20 protein-coding genes and 1 pseudogene are annotated in these 22,748 nt (G+C 72.5%); 7 read left to right on the plus strand and 14 right to left on the minus strand.

What is annotated here, in order from left to right:
* Positions 1 to 98: 98 nt before the first annotated feature.
* Together ACGFMK_RS28915 and pheA are read right to left on the minus strand one after the other, a co-directional pair.
* Complete coding sequence (locus tag ACGFMK_RS28915) at positions 99 to 716, minus strand: histidine phosphatase family protein (protein ID WP_392769584.1); 618 nt, start codon at positions 714 to 716, stop codon at positions 99 to 101.
* Entirely contained in the window at positions 713 to 1,621 is a 909-nt protein-coding gene (gene pheA / locus ACGFMK_RS28920) for a prephenate dehydratase (protein ID WP_392769587.1), read from the minus strand. Before pheA ends, ACGFMK_RS28915 begins: the two co-directional genes overlap by 4 nt.
* A gap of 98 nt (positions 1,622 to 1,719) precedes the next feature.
* Here pheA and ACGFMK_RS28925 point away from each other — a divergent pair, with 98 nt between their 5' ends.
* The 3 genes from ACGFMK_RS28925 (at position 1,720) to ACGFMK_RS28935 (ending at position 3,813) form a co-directional block, all read left to right on the plus strand.
* Entirely contained in the window at positions 1,720 to 2,400 is a 681-nt protein-coding gene (locus ACGFMK_RS28925) for a macro domain-containing protein (protein WP_392769590.1), read from the plus strand.
* Between the two features lie 114 nt (positions 2,401 to 2,514).
* Positions 2,515 to 3,447, plus strand: coding sequence for a type I pantothenate kinase (gene coaA, locus ACGFMK_RS28930; protein WP_392769592.1), 933 nt, complete (start codon positions 2,515 to 2,517; stop codon positions 3,445 to 3,447).
* Between the two features lie 210 nt (positions 3,448 to 3,657).
* Entirely contained in the window at positions 3,658 to 3,813 is a 156-nt protein-coding gene (locus ACGFMK_RS28935; RefSeq protein ID WP_392769595.1) for a hypothetical protein, read from the plus strand.
* Position 3,814: 1 nt separating this feature from the next.
* On the opposite strand, the gene ACGFMK_RS28940 is transcribed toward ACGFMK_RS28935, so the two are convergent.
* The 3 genes from ACGFMK_RS28940 to ACGFMK_RS28950 form a co-directional block, all read right to left on the minus strand.
* A complete protein-coding gene (locus ACGFMK_RS28940) occupies positions 3,815 to 5,326 on the minus strand; it encodes a hypothetical protein (protein WP_392769597.1) in 1,512 nt (503 codons plus the stop codon).
* A gap of 186 nt (positions 5,327 to 5,512) precedes the next feature.
* Positions 5,513 to 6,856, minus strand: a complete 1,344-nt coding sequence (locus tag ACGFMK_RS28945; protein ID WP_392769600.1) for a hypothetical protein — start codon at positions 6,854 to 6,856, stop codon at positions 5,513 to 5,515.
* Positions 6,857 to 6,944: 88 nt separating this feature from the next.
* Complete coding sequence (locus ACGFMK_RS28950) at positions 6,945 to 7,865, minus strand: nitrate- and nitrite sensing domain-containing protein (protein WP_392769602.1); 921 nt, start codon at positions 7,863 to 7,865, stop codon at positions 6,945 to 6,947.
* Positions 7,866 to 7,999: 134 nt separating this feature from the next.
* On the opposite strand from ACGFMK_RS28950, the gene ACGFMK_RS28955 reads away from it, so the two are divergent.
* The gene (locus ACGFMK_RS28955) at positions 8,000 to 8,317 is read left to right on the plus strand and encodes a nucleotide pyrophosphohydrolase (RefSeq protein WP_392769605.1); all 318 of its coding nucleotides are present in this window, start codon (positions 8,000 to 8,002) and stop codon (positions 8,315 to 8,317) included.
* Here the strand turns inward: ACGFMK_RS28955 and ACGFMK_RS28960 are convergent.
* From ACGFMK_RS28960 to ACGFMK_RS28970, 3 genes are read right to left on the minus strand one after another with little or no spacing between them, the layout of a single operon-like run.
* Positions 8,314 to 8,652: a DUF3024 domain-containing protein gene (locus ACGFMK_RS28960; protein WP_392769608.1), complete on the minus strand. Its 339-nt coding sequence runs from the start codon at positions 8,650 to 8,652 to the stop codon at positions 8,314 to 8,316. The genes ACGFMK_RS28955 and ACGFMK_RS28960 overlap by 4 nt on opposite strands.
* A 24-nt stretch (positions 8,653 to 8,676) precedes the next feature.
* Positions 8,677 to 9,213: an AAA family ATPase gene (locus ACGFMK_RS28965; RefSeq protein WP_392769611.1), complete on the minus strand. Its 537-nt coding sequence runs from the start codon at positions 9,211 to 9,213 to the stop codon at positions 8,677 to 8,679.
* A gap of 10 nt (positions 9,214 to 9,223) precedes the next feature.
* Complete coding sequence (locus ACGFMK_RS28970) at positions 9,224 to 10,594, minus strand: PolC-type DNA polymerase III (protein ID WP_392769612.1); 1,371 nt, start codon at positions 10,592 to 10,594, stop codon at positions 9,224 to 9,226.
* A gap of 194 nt (positions 10,595 to 10,788) precedes the next feature.
* Here ACGFMK_RS28970 and ACGFMK_RS28975 point away from each other — a divergent pair, with 194 nt between their 5' ends.
* Positions 10,789 to 11,571 carry a thermonuclease family protein gene (locus tag ACGFMK_RS28975; protein ID WP_392769615.1) on the plus strand — a complete coding sequence of 261 codons (783 nt, stop codon included), beginning with the start codon at positions 10,789 to 10,791 and terminating at the stop codon, positions 11,569 to 11,571.
* Positions 11,572 to 11,585: 14 nt separating this feature from the next.
* Positions 11,586 to 13,856 carry a helicase-associated domain-containing protein gene (locus ACGFMK_RS28980; protein ID WP_392769618.1) on the plus strand — a complete coding sequence of 757 codons (2,271 nt, stop codon included), beginning with the start codon at positions 11,586 to 11,588 and terminating at the stop codon, positions 13,854 to 13,856.
* Here the strand turns inward: ACGFMK_RS28980 and ACGFMK_RS28985 are convergent.
* Together ACGFMK_RS28985 and ACGFMK_RS28990 are read right to left on the minus strand one after the other, a co-directional pair.
* Positions 13,853 to 14,506: a class F sortase gene (locus ACGFMK_RS28985; protein WP_392769620.1), complete on the minus strand. Its 654-nt coding sequence runs from the start codon at positions 14,504 to 14,506 to the stop codon at positions 13,853 to 13,855. The two genes, ACGFMK_RS28980 and ACGFMK_RS28985, sit on opposite strands and share 4 nt — an antisense overlap.
* Positions 14,503 to 14,997 (minus strand): excalibur calcium-binding domain-containing protein, encoded by a 495-nt coding sequence (locus tag ACGFMK_RS28990; protein WP_392769622.1) that lies wholly within the window; start codon positions 14,995 to 14,997, stop codon positions 14,503 to 14,505. The genes ACGFMK_RS28985 and ACGFMK_RS28990 overlap by 4 nt, the downstream gene beginning before the upstream one ends.
* A 301-nt stretch (positions 14,998 to 15,298) precedes the next feature.
* Between ACGFMK_RS28990 and ACGFMK_RS28995 the strand changes: the two genes are divergently transcribed.
* Entirely contained in the window at positions 15,299 to 15,925 is a 627-nt protein-coding gene (locus ACGFMK_RS28995) for a response regulator transcription factor (RefSeq protein WP_247059859.1), read from the plus strand.
* Between the two features lie 216 nt (positions 15,926 to 16,141).
* On the opposite strand, the gene ACGFMK_RS29000 is transcribed toward ACGFMK_RS28995, so the two are convergent.
* The 4 genes and pseudogenes from ACGFMK_RS29000 to cydB all read right to left on the minus strand — a co-directional run bounded on the left by ACGFMK_RS29000 (position 16,142) and on the right by cydB (position 22,685).
* Positions 16,142 to 17,335 carry a histidine kinase gene (locus ACGFMK_RS29000; protein WP_392769668.1) on the minus strand — a complete coding sequence of 398 codons (1,194 nt, stop codon included), beginning with the start codon at positions 17,333 to 17,335 and terminating at the stop codon, positions 16,142 to 16,144.
* Positions 17,336 to 17,989: 654 nt separating this feature from the next.
* A pseudogene (locus tag ACGFMK_RS29005) lies at positions 17,990 to 18,184 on the minus strand (sensor histidine kinase); the annotation flags it as partial.
* Between the two features lie 59 nt (positions 18,185 to 18,243).
* On the minus strand, positions 18,244 to 21,681 hold the full coding sequence (gene cydD, locus ACGFMK_RS29010; RefSeq protein WP_392769625.1) for a thiol reductant ABC exporter subunit CydD: 3,438 nt from the start codon (positions 21,679 to 21,681) through the stop codon (positions 18,244 to 18,246).
* Positions 21,678 to 22,685, minus strand: a complete 1,008-nt coding sequence (cydB, locus tag ACGFMK_RS29015) for a cytochrome d ubiquinol oxidase subunit II (RefSeq protein WP_392769627.1) — start codon at positions 22,683 to 22,685, stop codon at positions 21,678 to 21,680. The genes cydD and cydB overlap by 4 nt, the downstream gene beginning before the upstream one ends.
* Between the last annotated feature and the right edge of the window lie 63 nt (positions 22,686 to 22,748).

Raw genomic sequence — 22,748 nt, forward strand, 5'->3', positions numbered from 1 at the left:
GCTACTGGGTAGACGTACGGATCAACGGCAGGTTGGGTCAGTTGTTAATTCCCCACCGAAAGTGTCCTAAACGTGACAGCATCACACTTTCGTGACGGTTAGAGCGGCGTGTCAACCCAGGTCAGGCAGTGCCACTGCCCCTCGGGCCGCGCCTGCAGCTCGACGATGCCCGTGTTCGGGATCAGGGCCGCGTTGGCGACGTCGGCGTGGACGTTCGGGGCCAGCCATTCGGCGCCCAGGCGGATCGCGCCGCCGTGGCTGACCAGCGCGACGACCCCGTCCGGATCGGCCTGCTCGTGCTTGGCGCGCAGGCCGCCGACGGCTTCGAGCATCCGCGCGCGCACGCTCGCGCCGTTCTCCCCGCCGGGCAGCGACGGCTCCAGCTCGCCGAGCGTCCACTTCCGCACGGTGTCCATGTAGACCCGGATCGACGCGTGGTCGGTGGCGCCTTCCAGGTCGCCGGCGACGACCTCGTGGACACCGTCGACGACCTGCACGTCCAGGCCGAACTGTGCGGCCAGTGGCGCGGCGGTCTGCTGGGCCCGGGTCGCCTGGGACGCGTAGACCGCGACCAGCGGCTCCCCCGACAGGCGCCCCGCGAGGCTGGCCGCCTGCGAGTGCCCGAGCTCGGTCAGCGGCGGGCCGGGCAGCGCGGTGTCGAGCGCGCCGCGGACGTTCCCGTCGGTCTGGCCGTGGCGGATCAGCAGCAGCCTCACGCCAGGTCCCCCTTGCGGACGGCGTCGGCCCACACGGCCGCGTCCACGAAGTCGTCGTTGCCGAAGCCGGCTTCGATCGTGGGGCGGACCCCGTCGGCCCGCGGGTGCGAGCCGAGGAACCGCAGGTTGCGGCAGTGCCGGCGCAGCGCCGTCAGCGCGTCGAGGATCCGCGGCTCGGCCACGTGCCCCTCGAAGTCGATGAAGAAGCGGTACTCGCCGAAGTTGTTGCGCGTCGGGCGGGCGTCGAGGCGGGTCAGGTTGATCCCGCGGTCGGCCAGCGCGGTGAGCAGCTCGGCGAGCGTGCCGGTGCGGTTCACCGCCGCGGCCACCACCGACGTCCGGTCGGCGCCGGTCGGCTCCGGCAGGTCGCCCGGCGGGCGGACCAGCAGGAACCGGGTCGCCGCGTCGGTGACGTCGGCGACCTCGGTGGCCAGCACCTCGAGGTCGTAGTGCTCGACGGCGATGGGCGCGCAGACCGCGGCGTCGAAGTCACCCTGGAGCACGCCGACCGCGGCCGCCGCCGTCGAGGACGACGCCACCGGCTTCGCGCCGGGCAGGTTCGCCTCCAGCCAGTCGCGGACCTGGGCGAGCGCGTGCGGGTGGCTCGCGACGGTCCGGATCTCGCGCTCACCCGGCCGGGTGAGCACGCTGAAGTGCACCGGCAGGATCGCCTCGGCGACCGCGACCAGCGGCGTCGACTCGCTGAGCGCGTCGAGCGTCGTCGGCACGACACCTTCGACGGAGTTCTCGATGGGGACGCACGCGGCGTCCGCCTCGCCGTTGCGGACGGCCGTCATCGCCAGCCGGACGGTCTCGACGGGAATCAGCTCTTCGCCGCCGGCGAGGATCCGCGCGGCCTGTTCGGTGAAGGTCCCCTGGGGGCCGAAGTATGCGATCCGTGACACAACACCCAGGTTACGGGGCCCGGGCGTGGCGACATTCACTCGGACAGCCGGTACCGGCACCGGTTACGCCGGGTGGCATTTTTTGCGATGCTAGGAGCGTGACCGCCGACTCGGGCACGCACACCGGCCGAGAGGGCACCCACCCGCCGGTTTCCCCTCGCTCCCCGGAGCTGGTGCTGTGCGCCGTCGATGAACCACTCGCCACCGCCTGGACCACCGCCGCCAAGGCAATGACAACCGGGGCTTCGCCCCGGGCCGGGGGCTTCGCCACCCGGACCCCCCAAAGAGGGGTGGCGGGCCGGGTCCGGGTGCACCGCGGGTCGGTCCTCGACGTCGTCGCCCAGGCCGTGGTCAGCCCGGCCAACTCCTACGGCTGGATGCGCGGCGGCATCGACGCCGTCTACGCGCGGGCGTTCCCCGGTGTGGAACAGCACGTCCGCAGCGCCGTACTGGCGTTTCACGGCGGCGAGCTGCCGATCGGCGAGGCCGTGATCGTCGCGACGGGCGAGGCCGAGCCGGCGTGGCTGATCAGCGCGCCGACCATGCGGGAGCCGGGCGAACTGCTGCCGCCCGACACCGTGCACCCCTACCTCGCGGCGCGCGCGGTGTTCCTGAAGTGGCGGGACGGCGAGCTCGACCACGGCCCGGTCCGCGAGTCCGTCGAGACGATCGCGATGCCCGGGCTCGGCACCGGCATCGGCGGGGTGGACCCCGCGACGTGCGCGCGCCAGGTCGCGGCGGCGTGGGACGACGTCTTCGGAAATCGTCACCCGCGGTGATCGCCCCAAGATAGGGGGTGGACTACATCACAGCGCGTTCACCGGCCGTAAGCCCTACCGTTGATCCAGCAGGTGAACGTCCGCCAGTGCAGGCGACGGCCGGAGGAGTGTGCGATGACCCGGGTCCGCGAACTCAGCCCCTATGTCGAGCTGCACCGGGAACAGTGGAAAGAACTGCGAAGTTCGACGCCGTTGCCGCTGACGGCGGACGAGCTGCTGCGCCTGCGCGGCCTCGGCGAGCAGGTCGACCTGGCCGAGGTGGCCGACGTCTACCTCCCGCTGTCCCGCCTGATCAACCTGCAGGTCGCCGCGCGCCAGCGGCTCTACGAAGCGACCACGACGTTCCTCGGTGACGACTCCCGCGGCACGAAGGTCCCGTACGTCATCGGCATCGCCGGGAGCGTGGCGGTCGGCAAGTCGACCACGGCCCGCGTGCTGCGCACGCTGCTCGCCCGCTGGCCGGACCACCCGCGCGTCGACCTGGTCACCACCGACGGGTTCCTCTACCCGGGCGCCGAGCTGCAGCGCCGCGGGATCATGCACCGCAAGGGCTTCCCGGAGAGCTACGACCGCCGCGCGCTGCTGCGGTTCGTCACCGAGGTCAAGTCGGGCGCCGAGCGCGTCGCCGCGCCGGTGTACTCGCACCTGGCCTACGACATCCTGCCCGGCGAGGAGCAGGTCGTGCGGCAGCCGGACATCCTCATCCTCGAGGGCCTGAACGTGCTGCAGCCCGGCCCGCGGCTGATGGTGTCGGACCTGTTCGACTTCTCGATCTACGTCGACGCCCACACCGACGACATCCAGCGCTGGTACGTCGAGCGCTTCCTGAAGCTGCGGCACACCGCGTTCGCGGACCCGGCGTCGCACTTCCACCACTTCGCCGGCCTGCCCGACGACGAGGCCCGCGCCGAAGCGAGCCACCTCTGGCGGACGATCAACGAACCCAACCTGATGGAGAACATCAAGCCGACCCGGCCCCGGGCGACGCTGGTGCTGCGCAAGGACGCCGACCACACCATCAACCGCGTCCGGCTCCGCAAGCTCTGACACCACTACGCCGGCCGTTCACCCACATGTCGGCATTTCCACTGTGGGCGAACGGCCGAGCACGCGTTGTCGCTCTCGGCGCTCGTTTCTCGGCCGATCGGCCGAGGCGGCGCCGCCAGGCGTAACCGGTTGGCCGATACCGGAGACCCGTTCCGGAAGCGACCCTGAAGGAGTCAGGAAAACCGCTCTGAGCTGGGGAGGAGGCCCGCGATGTTCACGATGATCCTCACGTGGGTCGGTGCGGTGCTCGGTCTGGCCCTGCTGATCGCGATGGCCGCCGGAACGTTCGTCGTCGACTTCGACGACCGGTTGCAGGAGCGCCGCCGGAAGACCAACCCGGTCGAGCCGGCGGGCCCCATCCCCTGAGTCAGCCCAGTTCGGCCAGCGCTTCCAGGTAGCCGTCGGCGTCGTATTCGAGCTCTTCCGATTCGAGCAGCGTGCCCGCGAGCGCGTCGATCAGCTGGTCGAAGATCTCCGCGCGGTCCAGCTCGCCCTCCTGCAGGCGCTGGACGGCCTGCCAGGCTTCAGCGGGCTCGTCCTCCCACAGCTGGTCGACGACCGTGGCGCGCAGCACCAGCCGCTCTTCTTCCTCGTCCTCGTCCGCCTCGGCGATGACGAGCGCGCGGCGCTGCTCGGGGTCACCGGGGTCGAGGTCGACCTCCTCGTCGCCGATCTCCGCCGTCAGCGACGGGACGGCGAACATCCGGCGTTCCAGCGCGTCGGCCAGCTCGGACGGCGAAAGGTCGCCGACGTCGCCGAAGTAGCGCTCCAGCGGGGAGTCGTCTTCGTCGTTGTACTCGCCCAGGTACTCGGCGACGGCCTCTTCGAGAGCCGCGGTCGCCGTCTCGGTCAGGCCCTCCCGCTCGGCCGCCCACTGCGCCCAGGCCAGCACCACCGGCTCGACGGCGTCCTCGTGGTCGGCGTCGAGCTCGTACTCCTCGCCCAGCAGGCCCTCGAGGAACCGCGCGAGCTTCTCCGGGCCGACCCGCAGCGGGTTCGCCGGGTCGGTGCGCAGGCCGTGTTCCAGCAGCAGGCCGCCGATCGCGCGCGCCGCGTCGGCTTCTTCACCGCTCGCGACGACGAACTGCTCGACGACGGCCGCCCGCTCGTCGGCGGACCACTCGGACACCTCGGGCACGAGCGACGGCTCCGGCAGGGCGCGGCACCAGGTGAGCGCGACGGCGTGGAAACGCGCGTAGTCCTCGCTGACGTCGGCCTCGTCGAGGTGGTCGGTCGCGTCGAGGCCGTCGGCGATCAGGCGGTGCGCGTCGGCGGGGTCGACGGCCTCCAGCACGACCAGCTCCGGGTCGGCCTCGGCCTGGTCGCGCATCTCCTTGAGGACCTCACCGGGCTGGTCGATCACCACGAGGTCGCGCACCCGGCCGCCCTCGGTGAAGTCCAGCAGCGCGAGCAGGCCGTGCACCTGGTCGCCGTGGGCGAACACGATCAGCAGCGACGACTCGTCGCCGTAGACGTCACCGGTCCGCCAGCACTCGCCCGCGGTGACCCGGCCCAGCCCGCCCGCCCACGGCGGCGCGGGGATGCCGCGGCCGAGGACGGTCTCCAGGCCGGCGTCGGCGGCCTTGCGCTCGACGTCGGTCTCCGCGACGACGGCCAGCGCGGCCAGCAGCGCGGCCGCGCCCGGGGTGATCTTGCGCTGCGCGAAGGCGATCAGCTCCAGGCCGAGCGGCTCCTCGCCGTCTTCGACCGGCACGTCGTGGAATTGCCCGAGCACCTCGGAGGCGAGCAGTTCGACGTCCACCGCCGCCGGGTCGGCGCCCAGCGCCGAAAAGTCGTTCAGGACGTCCTTGAACAGACCGGTCACGCTGTGCGTGACGGGTTGGGGGGCCTTCTTGCGGGCGCGACTCACCGGGCTCATGGCTTTATGTTTTCATCGGGGTGGCGAGCAGGTCGCGGTGGCCCTGGCGCGGGTCCCGCCGGCTGCTCGACGGGGAGGCGCCGAGCCGGACGGCGGAACAGGGCCACCGCGACATCACTGGCCAGAAGCGGTGTGACCGCCTTGGCGGGCTCGATGCCGGATGCACGTGCAAACCGGTTCAGCCGGTCAACGAGCCGCGCGCGGCGAGGTTACGGCTTTCGGCAACGCGATGCGCGCGGTGCGGATTTCCGTGATCAGGCGGGTTTTCCGCTTGTGGGTTTCCACCAGCGCGGCGAGGTAAGCGGTGAATTCGTCCGGTGTCCCGGCGCGCTTGTGCAAGGTGCGCAACAGCTTCAGGCGGCGCGCGGCCTCCTGGTAGGCCTGGGGGTCCTTCCGCTCGATCAGCTCGTCGACCTCCGCGCGGAACACCGGGATCGTCTCGGCCGGGTGCTCGGTCGCCCGCAGCTCGGCCAGCTCCCGCGTGACCTGCGGCGACGCCCCGAACCGGACGCAGGCGCGCCAGGCCTCGTCGGCGCGGCCGTCCTCCAGCAGGAGCCGGGCCAGCTCGTCGGCGTGCTCGACACCCTCGGCGGCCATCTCGCGCAGGCGGGCCAGCGCGGCCCGGCGCTGGGCCGGCCACTTCCCCGCGTCCGTCGCGGCTTCGCGCAGAGCGGCGTAGGTCTCCCGGCCCGGTTGCGCGTCGAACTCCTTGCGGCGCCGCGAAACGTCGTCGTCCTCTTCGGGCGGCTGCGACACCTCTGGTGCTGAGACGTTCTTGTGCGGCGTAAGCGCGCGGGCGGCGTGCGCGATGGCCTCGCTGTGCCGGCCGGCGGCCCGCAGCACCCGCACGATCTTGAGGCTGACCTCGCGGCGCGGCGGCTTGGCCGACAGGATCGCGACCAGCCCGTCGACGTCGCCGAGCACCTCGGCCAGCTGCTCCTGCAGCCGCTCGGCCACGTCCCGCCGGTGGCCGGGCCCGCTCGCGGCGAGCACGTCGTCCACAGTGGACTTGATCCGGCGCAGGCCGGGCTCGCCCAGCGGCGCCGCGAACTCGGCGAGGTCGATGGCCGGACGGCCGGGGCCGTCGAACTCGACCTCGAGGATCCAGTCGGCCAGCTTCTCCGGGTCCGGCGGCCGGGCGGCGCACGCGCGGGCGTACAGCTCGGCGGCCCGGTCCAGCCGTTCGCCGAGGTCACCGGGGTGGTCACCGGCCTGCTCGTACATCTCGCCGATGTCGTCGACCGTGCGGCGGGCCAGCGGCGCCAGGTCGGCGCGGCTGCCGACGTCGAGCATCCGCTGCAGCGTGTCGAGGACCGCGCCGACCTTCGCGGTGTACTCGACGTTCCCGTCGGTCACCGCGGTGTCCAGCAGCCGGTGCGCCTCGCTGACGTCACCGGATTGGGTGGCCGCGCGCAGTTCGAGCGAATGTCGTAGCTCAGGGTCGCGCTCGGCCTGGGCGTGCAACAGGTCCGCCAGCGTCTCCGCGTCCAAAGTGCGCAGGTAAGGGCGAAGATCCGAGTGGGGACTCACGCGCACCAGTCTGCCCGACGGTGCCGTCGCGGCGGGTGGGCCAACCGCGTGCTCTTTTCGGAGTAATCCATGACTCTCCGTGAGGTCGTCATCGGCGTCGCAGTTCCTCGAACACGGCTTTCCTCGGCCACGGCTCCGGTGCTCGCGGCTCCGGTGACCGTGTGTGCCGGGGCCGCGGGATGGCCGTCCGGGCCGTCGGCACCATGATCGGCACTACCGGCACCGGCACGCGCGCCACCAGCCGCCGCACGACGACCAGCAGGAGAACGGCGGAGAGCAGGATCGCGGTGCTCGCGGCGAGCGCGCCGGCGAGGGTGCGGCGCCCGTCGTCGAGGGTCAGCTGGACGGCGTACTGGCTCTGACGGCTGTAGAGCAGGCCGAGCTGCTGCGAGACGGTGTACGCGGCGCTTCGCCACGTGGATTCGGGGATGGGCAACGGTTCGGCGGCGATGAGGGCGTCCTCGACCGCGGCCAGCTTGCTCCATTCGGCGCTGCGGGTGATCGACTCGTAGGCCTCCCGGCCGGTCTCGGTGAGCTGCCCGGAGACCTGCGCCAGCTGGGCCCGGTAGGCGGCCACGGCGGTGGTGAACGACTGCCGCGTCACGCTGTCCAGGCCGGCCAGCGCGAGGGAATCGGCGCGGTACATGCCTTCCGCCACGCAGAGCAGGTCGATCGCGGTGGTCTGCTGGTACGCGGATTCGGCGTCCGGCGCGCGGCGGGCGTAGTCGCGCAGCCCGGCGATCGTGGTGTCGATGCGCTGGGTGAAAATCGCGTACGCCGACGCCCGGTGGTCGGGTGTCGCCATGGCCTCGCCTCGCTGCGCCTGCAACGAGACCACCGCGCGGGCCGTCCGGTCCGCCGCGGCCGCCGTCTCCGTCGCCTGCTCGCGCGTCCGATCCGCTTGGTGGATCAGGAAAGCGGCGATCACGAGCGCGACGACGACGAGCGCGACCCCGGGGACGAACGCGATGCCCAGCATGCGTCCGCGCACGGATCGCAGGTACTTCAAGACGTTCCTTTCCCAGCACCTGGCCCCGCAAGCATCCCGACGACGGTCAACCTATTGAGTGAGAGATTCACCGGTCAACGGCAGTCCGCCATACGGCCGTTAGCGGTCCGTGACGACCGGGGAGAATCGGCCGCGTGACCTTCGACGACGTGACCCAGCGGCTGCGCGGCTTCGCGGCCGCCCGCTCCTGGGAGCCGTTCCACACCCCGAAGAACCTCGTGATGGCGCTGTCCGGCGAGGTCGGCGAGCTGACCTCGCTGTTTCAGTGGCTGACGCCCGAGGAGTCCGACGCGTGGCGCGCGGATCCGGGCCTGGAAGCGAACGTGCTGGACGAGATCGCCGACGTCACGCTGTACCTGCTCCAGCTGGCGGACCGCCTCGGCGTCGACCTCGCCGAAGCGGCGCACGCGAAGATCGACCGCAACGAAAAACGCTTCCCGCCGCCGGCCTAACCCCAGAAGATCCCGTTGGGGTTGCGGTCGATCTCGGCCAGCAACGCCGGCGGCGTACTGGCGACCGGCGCGTCCGGATAGGTCAGCCACTTGCCGTTGCGATCGGCCCAGCGCACCGACCAGATCCCGTACTCGTCCAGGCGCAGCTGAGCGATCTTCTGCTCGGTCCACTCCGGCCCGGCCTGCGGCCGCCACGGCGCGCGGCACTCCACGATCGTGACCGTCCGGCCCCGGGTCCGGCACTCGACCCGGACCTTGTCCAGGACCCGCTCGGGGACCCGCTGGGCGCACCACCGTTCGATCTGCCGCAGCGCGAGTTCCGGAATCGCCGTCATGCCTCCAGTGAACCCGATCCGGGTTCAGAGCAGGGCGACAACCTCGTCATAAGTCTCCTCAGGCGCGCGCCCATCCGTCGGCACGACGACGCAGCCGGGCTGCTGCGGCAGGTAGGCGGCGAGCTGGTCGTGGATCCGCTCGACCACCGCGGTACCCCCGCGCCCCTGCACGACGACGTCGACACCCGCGTTCGTCCCCCCGGCCACCCGCGCGGTGAACCGATCCAGCGCGACGGGCTTTTCGGCGGTGAGCAGGATCTCCCGGTACTCGGCCCCGGCCCGCGCGGCAACGGCCTCGAAGGCCTCGATGTCGACAACGCGGGTGGCGAGCTGCGGCATGACGACGTCGTGCCCGGTCCGCAGGTGCGTCTCGGCCATGGCGGCGGTGAGCAGCTGCGCGGCCTTGAAGGTCTGGAAGAACGTGTCCCGCCACCCGCCGATCAGGCAGACGACCCGATCGGTGTCGAGGTTCAGCACCCCCGGATGCCGTTCGGCGTAGGAAGCCGCGATGGTCGACTTCCCGATCCCGGTGGGCCCGTTCAAGTGGATCAGTTTCGGCACCGCACCGAGGCTACCGAGCCGCCGGCTCGGTCAGCCACCAGCCGCCGAGCAGCGCTCCGACCCCGAGGACGGCGAGCACGATCCCGCCCGCCAACGCCTCGCCGCCGAACATCGAGACGACGACGATGAACATCAGCAGCAGCCCGACACCCATCAGGATCCGCCCGCCGACGCGCTTTCCCGGCGCGGTCGCGGCAGGCCGGACCGCCGGTGGCGCCTCGAACCCGAGCGCGACCGGCGCCTCCCGGACCCCGAGCACGGCCGCGCCCAGCTCGGCGGCGCGCGTCAGCCGCGGCTCGTTCGCCGGGACCGTCGCGTCGGCCACCAAGTGCGTGACGCTCCCCGTCAGCTTCTTCGCCAGCTGGACGCCTTCCTCGAGCACGCGGGCCCGCAGCCGGTCCGCGGCGGCCGTCGTGCCGAGCACCAGGACCCGGGTCGGCTTCGGCCCGTCGGTGGGCCCGAAGCCGCCGAGGTCGACGCCGAGCGCGGTGGCCACCTGACGCAGTTCCCGTGCCTCCGCCGCCGTCACGACGCCGTCCCCTTCCGCGACCGCGCGCACCGCCGCCACGAACCGCTCGTGCGTCGCGCGCACCCGGGCCTCGTCCCACCCGGCTTCGGCCGCCAGCGCGGCCAAAGCCGCCACCTCGGGCGGCGAGAGGTGCTGGTCGGCGACGACGCCGGCGAGCAGGTCCAGGTACGCGTCCTCACCGGCGACCCGGTCGACGGCCTCGGCCATCCACCCCGGCCGCTGCTCCCTCGAGACGTCGACGCGCGGGCGCAACGGTCCCTCGGCGAACGTGGCCAGCGCGGGCAGCACCGGGGCGGCGGCGAAGGTGAAGCCGTGCCGTCCGAAGAGGCTGGTCGCCAGCCACGCGACCGTGCGCGCGCCGCTCAGCGCCGGCTGCCCCGGCCTCGGCACCCCGAAGGCGCCGGCGACGGTGGCGAGCCGGAAGTTGGGCAGCCGGACGGCGGACCGCGCGGCGGCCAGCACGTCCACGCCCGGCAGCACGGGCACGCGGGCGCCGAGCCGCGCGGCCTCGCTGCTCAGGAAGGCCGTGAGGAACGGCAGGTCGTGGGCCACGACGACACTGCCGCGGCAGAGGTTCAGCAACGACCCCAGCACCGCGCCGAACGACGGCGCGCCGTCCAGCTCCTCCCGCGTGATGCCGTGCAGGACGACCGGGCCGAGCGGTACCTCGGGTCCCGGGTCCACCAGGGTCGTCAACTCACCGACGACCGCGCCGTCGGCGCGGACGCGCAGCGCGGCCAGTTCGACGATCCGGCCCGGGCGCAGGCCGGTCGTCCGGATCTCCAGGGCGGTGAATTCGATGCCCTGCGCGGGGTAGCCGCCGGCCCCGAGCAGCGGGAGGGATTCGATCACGTCCGCCTGGTCGTTTCCCCGCCCGGGTTTGTGACGCTTTTTCACGACGGAAACGCTGTTCGTGACGTGATCGTGACGGTTACATTCCGCCGGATAACGACTGGTGGTCGATCACGGTCCCCGGCGTAACAACGGCGGCAGATTTCCCGAGTACACCGTCGGCACGTCGCGTTCGAGGAACGAGGGAAACCGGCATGAAGCGCCTACCGAATTGGCTGAAGATCGTCCTGGCCGCTTTTGGCGTCCTGTTCGTGCTCGGCGCCGTCTTCGGGAAGACGCCCGAGCCGAAGCTGGCGGCCGCCACACCGCCGGCCACGACTCCCACCAGCACGAGCAGCGCGACGCCGACTCCCACGCCGGTCGCCGTGACCTACACGGTCGGGACCGTGACGGACGGCGCGAACGTCGTCGTGAACGGCAGTGACGGCACCCGGAAAACGGTCCGCGTGCTCGGTGTCGTCGCCCCGGTCACCACAACCGGTTGTTACGCGGCCGAATCGCTAGCCTGGGCCACCTCGACCCTTTACGGGAAAACCGTCCAGCTCGGCGCGGAAACGGTGGACGGCGTCGCCGTAACGCTGGCCGGTGGACAGGATTACGCGGCTCTCGCCATCCAAAACGGTTATCTCAAGTACGCGACGAGTGTCGCGGCCCCGGCGCTCGCCGCCGCCGAGACCACGGCGCGCCAGGCCGTGAGCGGCCTGTGGGCACCGCCGTGCAACGGCGCCATCGACGTCCCGGCGCCGACCCCGACACCCACGCCGCAGCCGCCCGCGCCGGCGACCAAGGCCGCGCCCCCGAAGCCGGCGCCCGTGCCGACCACCGAGGAAGCACCGGCTCCGGAACAGGATTCCGCCGCCTACTACAAGAACTGCACCGCGGCCAAGGCCGCCGGCGCCGCGCCGCTGTACCGCGGCGAGCCCGGGTACCGGGCGGCCCTCGACCGCGACGGCGACGGCGTCGCCTGCGAACGGTGATCTAGCCTGGGCCGATGACCACCGCCGACGGACTGCTCAGCCGGCTCGCGGGGCTCGACCGGCAGGGCCTGGCGACGGTGCTGGCCCACCGGCCGGACGTGCTCGAGGAGCCGTGGCCGCGGCGGCTGGACGTCGTCGCCGCGCGGCTGGCCTCGGCGGCCTCGGTGAACGCGGCCCTGCTCGGGCTCACGACGCCGCACGCGCAGGTGCTGCGGGCCCTTCAGCTGTGTCACGCGCTGGGGGTGCGGCCGGCGCCGGTCGCCGAGGTCGCCCGCTTGCTCGGCGCGGAAGACACCGTCGTCGAGTCCTTTGTGGACGATCTCGAGGAGCGGGTGCTGGCCTGGCGCGAGCCCGGCGGCGTCACGCTGCCGGAACTGCTGCACGCGACGAACTTCCGCCCGGACGGTCTCGGCGAGCCGGCCGCGAACCTGCTCGGCGAGCTCGGCACGACGCGGCTCGCGCAGCTGTCACGGGCCGTCGGGCTGCCGGCCGGCGGACGCCGAGCGGAGCTGCTGCTCGGGCTCGTGCGGTTCTTCCGGGACGCCGACGGCCTGCGCGAGCTCGCCGGAACCGCGCCGGAGCCGGTGCGGAAACTGTTGCGGGACATGGCCGAGGGCGTTCCCGAGATCAACGCCGTGACGCCGCTGCCGGGCACCCCGGAGGCATGGGCGTTCGAACACGGGCTCCTGTTCGCGACCTACTACGGCAGCGCCGCGATGCCCGTCGAGGTGTCGCTGGCCCTGCGCGGGCCGGAGCACCCACTGTCGTTCACGCCGTCGGAGCCCGAATGCCCGCTGACGCACGTCGGCGCCGAGTCGGCCGAAGCCTCGTCGTCGGCCGCTGCACTAAGGCTGCTCGACCGTGTCTCGGCGATCCTCGAACTCGCCGCCGCGGAGCCGTTTCCGCTGCTCAAGGACGGCACGATCGGCTCACGGCTGATCAAGAAGGTGGCCAAGGACACCGGCGGCACCGCCGGCGAGATCGAGCTGGCCATCGACCTCGCCGTGCAGACGGGGCTGCTGCTGGTCCAGGAACCCGACCCGCCGCGGCGCGGCCAGAAGGCGGCCCCGCCCACGCTCGAACCGGACCCGGACGTCGTCCGGCCCGGCCCCGCGCTGCTGCACCGCCTGCTGCTGACGACCTGGTGGGAGCCGGCCCGGCCGGACACCGACACGCAGGTGCGGCAGCTGGTCGTCCGGCTGCTGGCGCGGCTCGAGCCGGGCACCGGGATCACCGGCACGGACGCGGTGACGGAGCTGGCCACGTGGCACGCGCCGATGCTGGTGACCGAAGAGTTCGCCGGGCAGGTGGCCGCCGCGCTCGTCGAAGGCGAGCTGATGGGCGTCTTCGCGCACGGCGCCGTCACGGCCGCCGGGCGTGCCCTACTCGCCCCGGAAAAGCTGGTGGAAGTCACCGAAGAGCTGGTTTCGCGCGCCCGGACGACGGCGTTGTTCGGTACCGACCTGACCGCGATCGTGCCCGGCTCCCCCGACGCGCGGCTCGCGACGCTGCTGGACCGCGCCGCCGACCGCGAGAACCAGGGCACGGCGACCAGCTGGCGGTTTTCGCCGTCGACCGTCCGGCGGGCCTTCGACCAGGGCGTGACCGCCGCGGAGCTGCTTGAGGAGCTGGGCGGGATCGCCTCCGGCGAGCTGCCGCAACCGCTGGTGTACCTGGTGAACGACGTCGCCCGGCGCCACGGCGAGGCGCAGGTGCTGGACGTCGCGAGTGTCGTCGTCGGCGAACCGGCCGTGCTCACCGAGCTCGCCGCGCACCGCAAGCTCGCGAAACTGGGCCTGCGTGCGGTGGCGCCGACCGTTCTGACGTCCACTGTGGACGCTTCCGGCACGCTCGACGCGTTGCGCGACGCCGGTTACGCGCCGACCCACCACGCCGGCGACGGGAGCATCGTGCTGCCGTCCCGTGACCAGTCCGAGCCGAAAGTCACCTTCGAGGATCCGGAGACCGCCGACCGGCCGGTCGACCCGCTGGACCACGCGGACCGGCTGCTGGCGGCCCCGCCGACCGGCCCGAACCTGCAACGCGGGCAGCTCGCGCGGGCGATGAGCGACCGCTACGCGGGACGGCTCACGCCGAAGCAGCAGCAGCTCTGCTGGCAGCTGGAGGCCGGGATCCCGGTGGACGTCGTCTACCGGGCGGACGGGGCCGAGCCTGTCCGGCTGGTCGTCGCGTACCCGGAGCTGGACGGCGCCGTGCTCGACGTCTGGTCGCTGGAAGACCGCGGGTACCGCAGGCTCGAGCTGGCGCGGATCGACCTGGCTTAGGCCTCGACGGCGGTGAGCTTCGCGAAGGCCACGACGTTGTCGAGGTAGTTCCCGCTGGACCGGTCGAACGCGCCGCCACAGGTGATGAGCCGCAGCTCGGGCTCCGCGGTGTCCCCGTACACCTCGTCCGTGGGGAAGGCGGCCTTGGCGTAGCGGTCGACGCGGTAGACGGTGAAGACCGCCGTCCGGCCGTCGGAGCGGCCGACCCGGACCTGCTCACCCGAACGCAGGTCCTTGAGCTTGGTGAACGCGCCGGGCACGTGCTTGTAGTCGACGTGCGCGGCCAGCACCGCCGGCCCGACCTCGCCGGGCGAGGGCGCGCCGGTGAACCAGCCGACGGTCGTCGCGTCGGGCGGGACCTCCAGCGCGCCGTCCGGGGTGAGCCCGAGGTCGGCGATCGACTCCGCGCGCACCCCGATCGCCGGGATGGTCAGGGACGCCGGTTTCGCCGCCGGGAGCCCGCCGTGCGGCGGGGTGGTCGTGGTGCCGGCGCTCCCCGCGGCGTTCGTGAAGGACGGGGACGGCGGCGGCGCGACCTGGTTCGTCTCATGCGACGAGAAGGCCAGGACGAGTGCCACGACCACGACCACGCCGAGCGCGGCGGCGACCGCCGCGATCGCCGGCCACAGCGGTGGGTGCGGCCGCCTCAACTCGCGCGCCGGCGCAGGTAGAGCACCATGCCACCGGACGTCGCCGCGGCGAGCACCGCACCGCTGAGCACGAGGAATCCGGGGGCGCCCTGGTCGGGCTCGCCGCCACCGGTGGCGACGCCGCCGACCGGCTTGACCTTGACCTGGCCGCCCGTCGAGGCCTTCTTGGTGGACGTCGGCTTCGGGGTCGTGTGGGTCTTCGACGACGTCGACGGCTGCTGGGCCGTCGTCGGCGCGGCGGTGTTCTGGACCGGGCGGTGCGGCAGGTCTTCGCAGGCGATGCCGTCCTTGTCGGAGTCCAGGTTGTTGGGGTCACCCGGCGTCGCGTCGAGGACCGCCTGCGCCTCCTCCTGGTACTGGAAGTCTCCGCAGTCCTTGTCGGCGAGCGTGAGGGGCGTCGCGAGCTGCGCGGAGGCGAGGGAGACGGGACCGAGGAGAGCGAGCCCGGCGACGGCGGCGGCCGTCGTCAGGGCACGACGAAATAAGGACAACGGAAGTCCTTCCGGGGAAGAATCGGGGTGAACACGGCGCTGGCGCCGCGATGTATGGTTAATATCGCGCCGCCGCCAGCGCTGTTACGGACGTTTCCGAAATTCGCGCGATCGCCCGGAAACGCCAGCACCCAACCAGAATCCCGGTGTCTCGTGATTCTCCCCCGACACCGTGATCGAACCGCGTTGACCAGCCGAATTACCCGTCCGGAAATTTGTTGTAATACGTACCGGTCGGAATGTCGGACGGTCTTCGTCACCTCTTCGGGCGAATTCCCCACACACCACGTAACCTGTGGGTATGCCGATCCAGGTACTGCTCGTCGACGACCACGAACTGGTCCGCCGCGGGCTCCGCGATCTCCTCGGCGACGAGCCCGACATCGAGGTCGTCGCCGAAGCGGGCAGCGTCGAAGAGGCGCTGGCGGTCGCGATGCACGTCGAGCCGGAGGTCGCGGTGGTCGACGTCCGCCTCGGCGACGGCGATGGCATCACGCTCTGCCGCGAACTGCGCTCCAAGCCGAACCCGCCGGCGTGCCTGATGCTCACCGCGTTCGACGACGAGGAGGCGATGGTCGGCGCGATCATGGCCGGCGCCGCGGGCTACCTGCTGAAGCAGGTGCGCGGCCAGGACGTGGTGAACGCGGTCCGCGAGGTCGCGGCCGGCCGGTCGCTGCTGGACCCGGTGAGCACCGCGCGGGTGCTGGACAAGATGCGCCACCCGCCGACGGACGAGCTGGCCGCGCTGACCGAGCGCGAACGTGACGTGCTCGAGCTGATCGGCCAGGGCCTGTCGAACCGCGAGATCGCGGAGCGGCTCTTCCTCGCCGAGAAGACGGTCAAGAACTACGTGACGTCCGTGCTGGCGAAGCTCGGCATGCAGCGCCGGACCCAGGCCGCCGCCTGGGTCGCGCGCCGCGAAAAGTAGCCGGGCCGTCCGCAAGCCGCCGTTCGCTGGGTACTTTTCACGGCCCTGTCACCGTGCGCCATGCAGACGGGGGTTCGGCGCGCCCGGGATTCACTCGAACGTGAGTCGAATATATGTTCGAGACTTCGATAAGATCCTTCCCGAGGACGCGGGAAGGAGGCTTGGATGACCCGAGAAGGGTGAGACCGAGTCAGGCGGTCGTCGTCGATCGCGTGTTCAGTCGAGTGGCAGGTCGAACGCGACGAGCGTGCCGAGGCTGGGTGAGGAGTTCAGGAAGAACTTCCCGCCCGCGGCGTCCGCGCGTTCGGCGAGATGGCGCAGGCCACGGGTGGCGACACCTTGGGGGACACCGGAACCGTTGTCCCGGACGCGGAGTTTGACGCCGTGCGAGTCCCTGGTCAGGGTGACGCGGGTTTCGCTCGCGCCGGAGTGTCTGACCACATTGGACAGTGCTTCGCGCAGGGCGGCCCGGATGTGGTCGGCCCGTTCGGCGGGGACGTCGGCGAACTCACCGGACAGCTCCAGGGTCGGCGGGTAACCGAGCAGCTCCCCCGCGATACGGACCTCGCCGCGCGCCGACTCCGCGAGGTCGGCGGGCGTGCCGGTGTCGTGGCGAGGCTCCGGCGACCGAAGCGCGCGCACGGTCCCGCGGATCTCCTCGATGGTCTGGTCGAGCTGGTCGATCGCGTCGGAAAGCCGAGCACCATCGGCCTGGGCGAACCGCTTGCGCATGTTGCGCCGAACCCGGTCGAGCTGCATCCCGGCGCCGTAGAGCCGCTGGACGATGACGTCGTGAAGCTCGCGGGCGATCCGCTCCCGCTCCTCGTAAAGCGCGACGCGGTGACGAGCGTTGGCGCCTTCGGCAAGCGCGAGCACCACCCCGGCCTGCGCGGCGAAGGCGACGAGCATCTCGACGGTCCCAGCGGAGAACGGCTCCCGCCCCCGCTTCCGGTAGACGGTGAGCGCCCCCAGCACCCGCCCCCCAGACCCGAACGGCGCGGCGGCAAAGGGCCCATACCCCTGCAGCTCGGCGGGAACGTAAGGCGCGGTCCGCGGATCGACGGTGAAGTCATCACTGGCGATGGGCTCGCCGCCCCGGGCGACCTGCCCGGCCGCGGAGTCCGCGGGGAGGGAGAGTCCTCGCAGCGACTCACCGGAGTTGGCGGCGCCACCATCGGCCGCGGTGTTCGCGGTGCCGCTGTCGGCGCTCCCGGCAGTTCCGCCGTCGACCCCCGAGTCCGCGATGCCGCCACCGGCGGCCGTGTTCGTCGTGCCGCCACCGGCCCTCGAGGTCGCGGCGTCGCTGTCGGCTCCTGGGTTCGCGGCGCTGCAGGCGGTCCTCGAGTTCGTCGTGCTGCCGTCGGCACTCGTGCTCACGGCACTTCCGCCGTTGGCCCCCGAGTCCGCGATGCCGCCATCAGCCAGAGGGTTCGCGATGCGGCCGCCGGCCGCCGAGTTCGTGCCGCCGCCATCGGCACTCGGGCTCACGGCAGTCCCGCCATCGAGCTCCGACGTCCGAGGGCTCCCGCCATCAGCCACCGAGTTCGCGATGCGGCCACCGGCCGCGGTGTTCGCCGTGCCGCCACCGGCACTCGGGCTCCCGGCAATCCCGCCGTCGGTTTCCGATGTCCGAGGGCTCCCGCCATCAGCCACCGAATTCGCGATGCGGCCACCGGCCGCCGAGTTCGCGGTGCCGCCACCGGCACTCGGGCTCCCGGCAGTCCCGCCATCGGTTTCCGACGTCCGAGGGCTTCCGCCATCAGCCACAGAGTTCGCGACGCGGCCGCCCGCCACCGAGTTCGTGCCGCCGCCGTCGGCACTCGGGTTCGCGGCAGTTCCGCCATCGGTTTCCGACGTCCGAGGGTTTCCGCCGACCGTCGAGGTTCCGGCGCCTGGTGCGGGCGCGCTCGGGGTGCCGGGCGCGATGCCGGTGCCAGCAGCCGAGGGCTCGTCCGCGATCCCGGCGCTCGCACCCGGGGCGCCGGGGATGGCGAGCGGCTCGTTGGTGGAGGAGTCCAGTGCGCCGACCTCGTCCGCGATCGGGTAGGCGGCCGGGTGCGCGGTGGCGTAGTGCGCCGCCTCGACGACCACGCGGCCGTCGTCCGCGCTGACCATAGCCAGGCCCAGGTCGGCGTCGGCGAGTTCGGCCGCGCGCGCGACGACGGTGTCCAGCACCGCGCCCGGGTCGTCGCCGGACAGGGCGGTGCTGGTGATTTCGGTGGCGGCGGACAGCGCCCGCGCGGCAAGCGTCGGATCCATGAGTTCCGTCATTATCGCGCGGCGCGGCGGCGGCGCGGCAAGGACACAGCGGGAATCGATCACGTCGCCCCGGCCACCGGCACTCGCGTGAGGACCCGCCCGTCGCGGACCTCGAGGATCACGTCCGCGTGCTCGGCCTCGTCGGCGCGGTGCGTGACGTGCACGACGGTCCGCCCCGCGAGCGCCTCCCGCAGCCGGGCCCGCACGGCGCACGCGGTCGGCTCGTCGAGGTGCGCGGTGGGCTCGTCGAGCACCACCAACCCGGCCGACGGCGCGCCGAGCAAGGCGCGCGCCAGCGCGACGCGCTGCGCCTGCCCACCGGAAAGGCCACTGCCCCCGCTGCCGAGCACGGTCCCGGGCTCGACGTCGTCGAGCACCGCTTGGTGCAACGCTTCGCGCAGCTGCTCCTCGGTCGCGGCCGGCCGCGCCAGCCGAAGGTTCTCCCCGACGGTGGTCGCAGCAAGCATCGGTTCCTGCGGCGCCCACGCCACGTCCCCGGGCACGCTGACGACGCCCTGCCGGGGCGCGAGAAACCCGAGCAGCGCGGCAACCAGAGTCGACTTACCGGCCCCGCTGGGCCCGACAACAGCGGCATAGGTCCCAGGCGCCAGGGTCACGTCGACCCCGCGCAGCACAACCGGCCCATCCGGCCACCCGAGATCGGCACCACGCAGCTCGACGGACGGCCGCTCGGCAACGGTCGCCAGGTCAGCCGAAGATCTCGCCAACTCGACCCGGTACCGGGTGTCAGCCGGTGGTCGCTCGGCGGGCCGGCGCACGCCTGTAGCGGTCGACCCGGCCTGGGCCCTCGCAGCAAAGTCAACCGGCGGCCGCCAGTCCGCAACCGCCAGCTCGGCCCGAGCCTCACCATCAGCCGGTCGTGGTGGCGTGGCTGTCGACTCGGCTTCTGCGCTCTCGTCGGGCGGAAACTCGGCCAGGCGGTGGCGGGCCTGCTTCAGCGTGTCCCAGTGCTGGGCCACCGGTGGCAGCGTCGCCAGCACCTCCGCCAGCGCCAGTGGCACCAACGCCAGCAGCGGCGCCAGCACCGGGTCAAGCCGGCCGGCTGTCACTGCCTGGGCTGCGAAAGCCGTGCTCACCACGGCCGCCGCTCCGCAGGCCAGTGTCACCAAGGCCTCCGCCGCGCCCGCTCCGTAGGCCTGGCGGCGTGCCTGTGTCGCCAACGTGGTGTCTGCCTCCGCGAGGGCACGCCGATGCTCCGCTGCCCGGCCGAAGGCCAGCAACTCGGCCGCCGCTTCGAAGAGGACCAAGACCCGGGCAGCGACGTCGCGCCGGCCGGTTGCCAGCGCCGATGTCGCGCGGCGCTCGGCTCGCAGTGCGACCAGGGGTGCGCACAACCCGAGGGCCACCGCCGCCGCGAGGGTCCAGCCCGCCGCGGGCAGGACCCACGCCTGGACCGCGATCGCGCCGGCCGCGACCAGGGCGATCACCAGCGGTGGCGTCACCACCCGGGGCAGCAGGTCGCGGACCGTGTCGACGTCGGCGACCAAGCGGCGCTGTCCCTCGCCCGCGCGCAGGCTCCGCGCCGGCCCGAGGCGGACCAGGGAATTCCACAGCCGCTCGCGGAGGCGGCCGGCGATGCGAAACGCCGCGTCGTGCGTGACCAGCCGTTCGACGTACCGGAGGCCGGCGCGGCTCAGGCCGAACGCGCGGACGCCGACCACCGCGACCGTCAACGTCAGGATCGGCGGCTGCTGGGACGCCTTCGCGATGAGCCAGCCGGACGTCGCGGTCAGGGCGATCCCGGCCAGCAGCGCCACCGCTCCCAGGACAGCGCCGCCGAACAGCCGTCCGTCGAGGAGGGCGCGCCAGGGCAACGGCGGCGCATCAGCGTCCACGGTGGACAGCTCCACAGAATCCGGCACAGAAGTCGACATATCGACTGCTACCGTGCGTTCGTGGGCCGCGATCACTGCCGCGGCTCCGTTGTCGACGGCGCGCTGCACCGCGTCGAGCACGAGCCGCGCGCTCGCTTGGTCGAGGTGGGCGGTCGGCTCGTCGAGCAGGAGCAGCCACGCGCCGTCGCGAACCCGCAGCAGCGCCCGCGCGACCGCAACGCGCTGTCGCTGCCCGAGCGACAGCTTCGCCACCGGGCGGTCCGCGAGCCCGGCCAGGCCGAGTTCCGCGAGAACCGCGTCCGAGCCCACTTCTTCGCCGACCGTGCCGCCGGTGAAGACCGGCGACTGCGGCACCCACGCGACCTGCTCCCGCCAGCGCGCGAGGTCGGCGTCGGCCAGGTCCGTCGTGCCGACAGTGATGCTCCCGTCGGGCGCGGGGACAAAGCCGAGGAGCGCCGAGAGCGTCGTCGACTTGCCGCCGCCGCTGGGTGCACGGAGCCAGACCGTCTCGCCTGGGCGGACCGTGAACGTCTCGCCGTCCGGCGCGAATCCGCCGCGACGGGCCACCCGCAACGAGGAAACCTGCAGCTCACGGCCGTCAACGAGGGCACTGCCGGCGGCAGGCGCGGGCACCGCCAGCAGGTCGACGACACGACGGACCGCTTCGACGCCGTCCTCGCTGGCGTGGAACGCCGCGCCGACCGCGCGCAGCGGCTGGTAGCACTCCGGCGCGAGGATCAGCACGCCCAGCCCGATGGCCAGCGGCAGGTGCCCGCCCGCGAGCCGGACGCCGATCACGACGGCGACCAGCGCGACCGACAGCGTCGCGATCAGTTCGAGCACGAACGCCGAAGTGAAGGCGACCTTCAACGTCTTGAGCGTCGCGCGGCGGTGGCGCTCGGACAGCTTCCGGACCGTCTCGGCCTGGGCGGACGCGCGGCGGAACGTGGTCAGCACCGGCAGCACACGCACCAGTTCGAGCAGCCGTTCGGACATCCGGTGCGTCGCGTCGGTGGCGCCGGCGACGCGGCCGGCGGTGTACTTGCCGACCAGGATCGCGAACATCGGCAGCAGCGGCACGGTCAACGCGACGATCACACCGGACGGCCGGTCGGCGAACAGGATCGCCGCGCCGGCGCCGAGCGGCACGACGACCGCCGTCACCAGCGCGGGCAGGTATTCGCGGAAGTAGGCGTCGAGCGCGTCGAGGCCGCGGGTCGTCAGCGCGGTCAGCTCGCCGTGGCCGCGCCGGGCGATCCATTCGGGGCCGAGGCGCAGGGCGTGGTCGACGGCTTTCGCGCGCAGCTCGCGTTGCGCTGTCGCCGCCGCGCGGGCGGAGACCGTGCGCACCGCCCAGCCGGTGCTCGCGCGCGTCACGACGAGCGCGAGCAGCGCGACCAGCTGGGCGGCGCGTCCCCCGGAACCTGCTCCGACGATCGCCGCGAGGACGTCGGCGAGCAGGAATGCCTGTGCCACCAGGGCGGCGGCGTTGAGGAACGACAGGAACCCCACCAGGGCCAGCGCTCGGCGCACGGCCGGCACGAGGGCCGGCAGTGCGCCGAGCGGGCCCTTTCCCGGCCGCGCCGAGTCCACTGTGGACTCCGAGGAGAGAAGAGGAGCGCGACCGGGAAGCTGTGTCATGGTGCGTGGACCGCCGGGATGTGCTGGGTGCCGATGCGCTTGCGGAACACCCAGTACGTCCAGCCCTGGTAGATCAGCACCGCGGGAGCGCCGAAGACGGCGACCCAGGTCATCACCGTCAGCGTGTACGGGCTCGACGCCGTGTCGGCGATGGTCAGCGTGTTGGCCGCGTCGAGCGTCGACGGCAGGACGTTCGGGTAGAGCGAGCCGAACATCGTGACGGCGGCCGCGGCGATCATGACCCCGAGCGCGGCGAAGGCCTGGCCGTCACGGTCGGCGCGCAGCTTCAGCCAGGCGACCGCAGCAGCGAGAGCACTGATCCCAAAGGCGAGCAGTGTCCACAAAGTGCCTTCGCGCCACTGGACGACCGTCAGGAACGCGACGATCGGCACCATCGCGAACGGCAGCAGCCGCAGTGCCAGCTTGCGAGCACGTTCCCGCAGGTCACCGGTGGTTTTGAGGGCGAGGAACGCGGCGCCGTGGGTGATCGAGAAGGCGGCGATGGCCACCGCGCCGAGCAGGGTGTCCCAGCGGAAGGCGGCGAACGCCGAGCCGACGCGGTTGCCTTCGGCGTCGAGGGGCAGGCCGAGAACGCTCGTCGCGAGGACCAGCCCGACCCCGAGCGGCGGGATCCACGAGCCGATCATGATCACGCGGTCCCAGGTGCGGCGCCAGCGGTCGGAGTCGACCTTGCCGCGGTACTCGAAGGCGACGCCGCGGCCGATGAGGGCGAGCAGCAGGAGGAGAAGCGGCAGGTAGGCGGCGGAAAAGAGGCTGGCGTACCAGCCGGGGAAGGCGGCGAACATCGCCCCGCCGGCGACGATCACCCAGACCTCGTTGCCGTCCCAGACGGGCCCGATAGTGTTGACCATGACGCGGCGCTCGGTGTTGTCGCGCGCGAGGAACGGCAGCAGCATGCCGACGCCGAAGTCGAAGCCTTCGAGGAAGAGGTAGCCGGCCCAGAAGAAGGCGATGACGCAGAACCAGACGATCGCGAGGGTCATCGCACGCCTCCCGCTACCACGCCGGGCCGACATTTGCCGTCGGCCGGCCTCGGTGGCCCTGAG

It is taken from the genome of Amycolatopsis sp. NPDC049252, assembly GCF_043197175.1.
Taxonomy (GTDB): domain Bacteria; phylum Actinomycetota; class Actinomycetes; order Mycobacteriales; family Pseudonocardiaceae; genus Amycolatopsis.

Coding starts and splice junctions, on each gene's coding strand:
- coaA (WP_392769592.1), top strand. CDS start 2,515: ATGACCCGGGTCCGCGAACTCAGCCCCTATGTCGAGCTGCACCGGGAA.
- ACGFMK_RS28935 (WP_392769595.1), top strand. CDS start 3,658: ATGTTCACGATGATCCTCACGTGGGTCGGTGCGGTGCTCGGTCTGGCC.
- ACGFMK_RS28940 (WP_392769597.1), bottom strand. CDS start 5,326: ATGAGCCCGGTGAGTCGCGCCCGCAAGAAGGCCCCCCAACCCGTCACG.
- ACGFMK_RS28960 (WP_392769608.1), bottom strand. CDS start 8,652: ATGACGGCGATTCCGGAACTCGCGCTGCGGCAGATCGAACGGTGGTGC.
- ACGFMK_RS28975 (WP_392769615.1), top strand. CDS start 10,789: ATGAAGCGCCTACCGAATTGGCTGAAGATCGTCCTGGCCGCTTTTGGC.
- ACGFMK_RS28980 (WP_392769618.1), top strand. CDS start 11,586: ATGACCACCGCCGACGGACTGCTCAGCCGGCTCGCGGGGCTCGACCGG.
- ACGFMK_RS28995 (WP_247059859.1), top strand. CDS start 15,299: ATGCCGATCCAGGTACTGCTCGTCGACGACCACGAACTGGTCCGCCGC.
- cydD (WP_392769625.1), bottom strand. CDS start 21,681: ATGACACAGCTTCCCGGTCGCGCTCCTCTTCTCTCCTCGGAGTCCACA.
- cydB (WP_392769627.1), bottom strand. CDS start 22,685: ATGACCCTCGCGATCGTCTGGTTCTGCGTCATCGCCTTCTTCTGGGCC.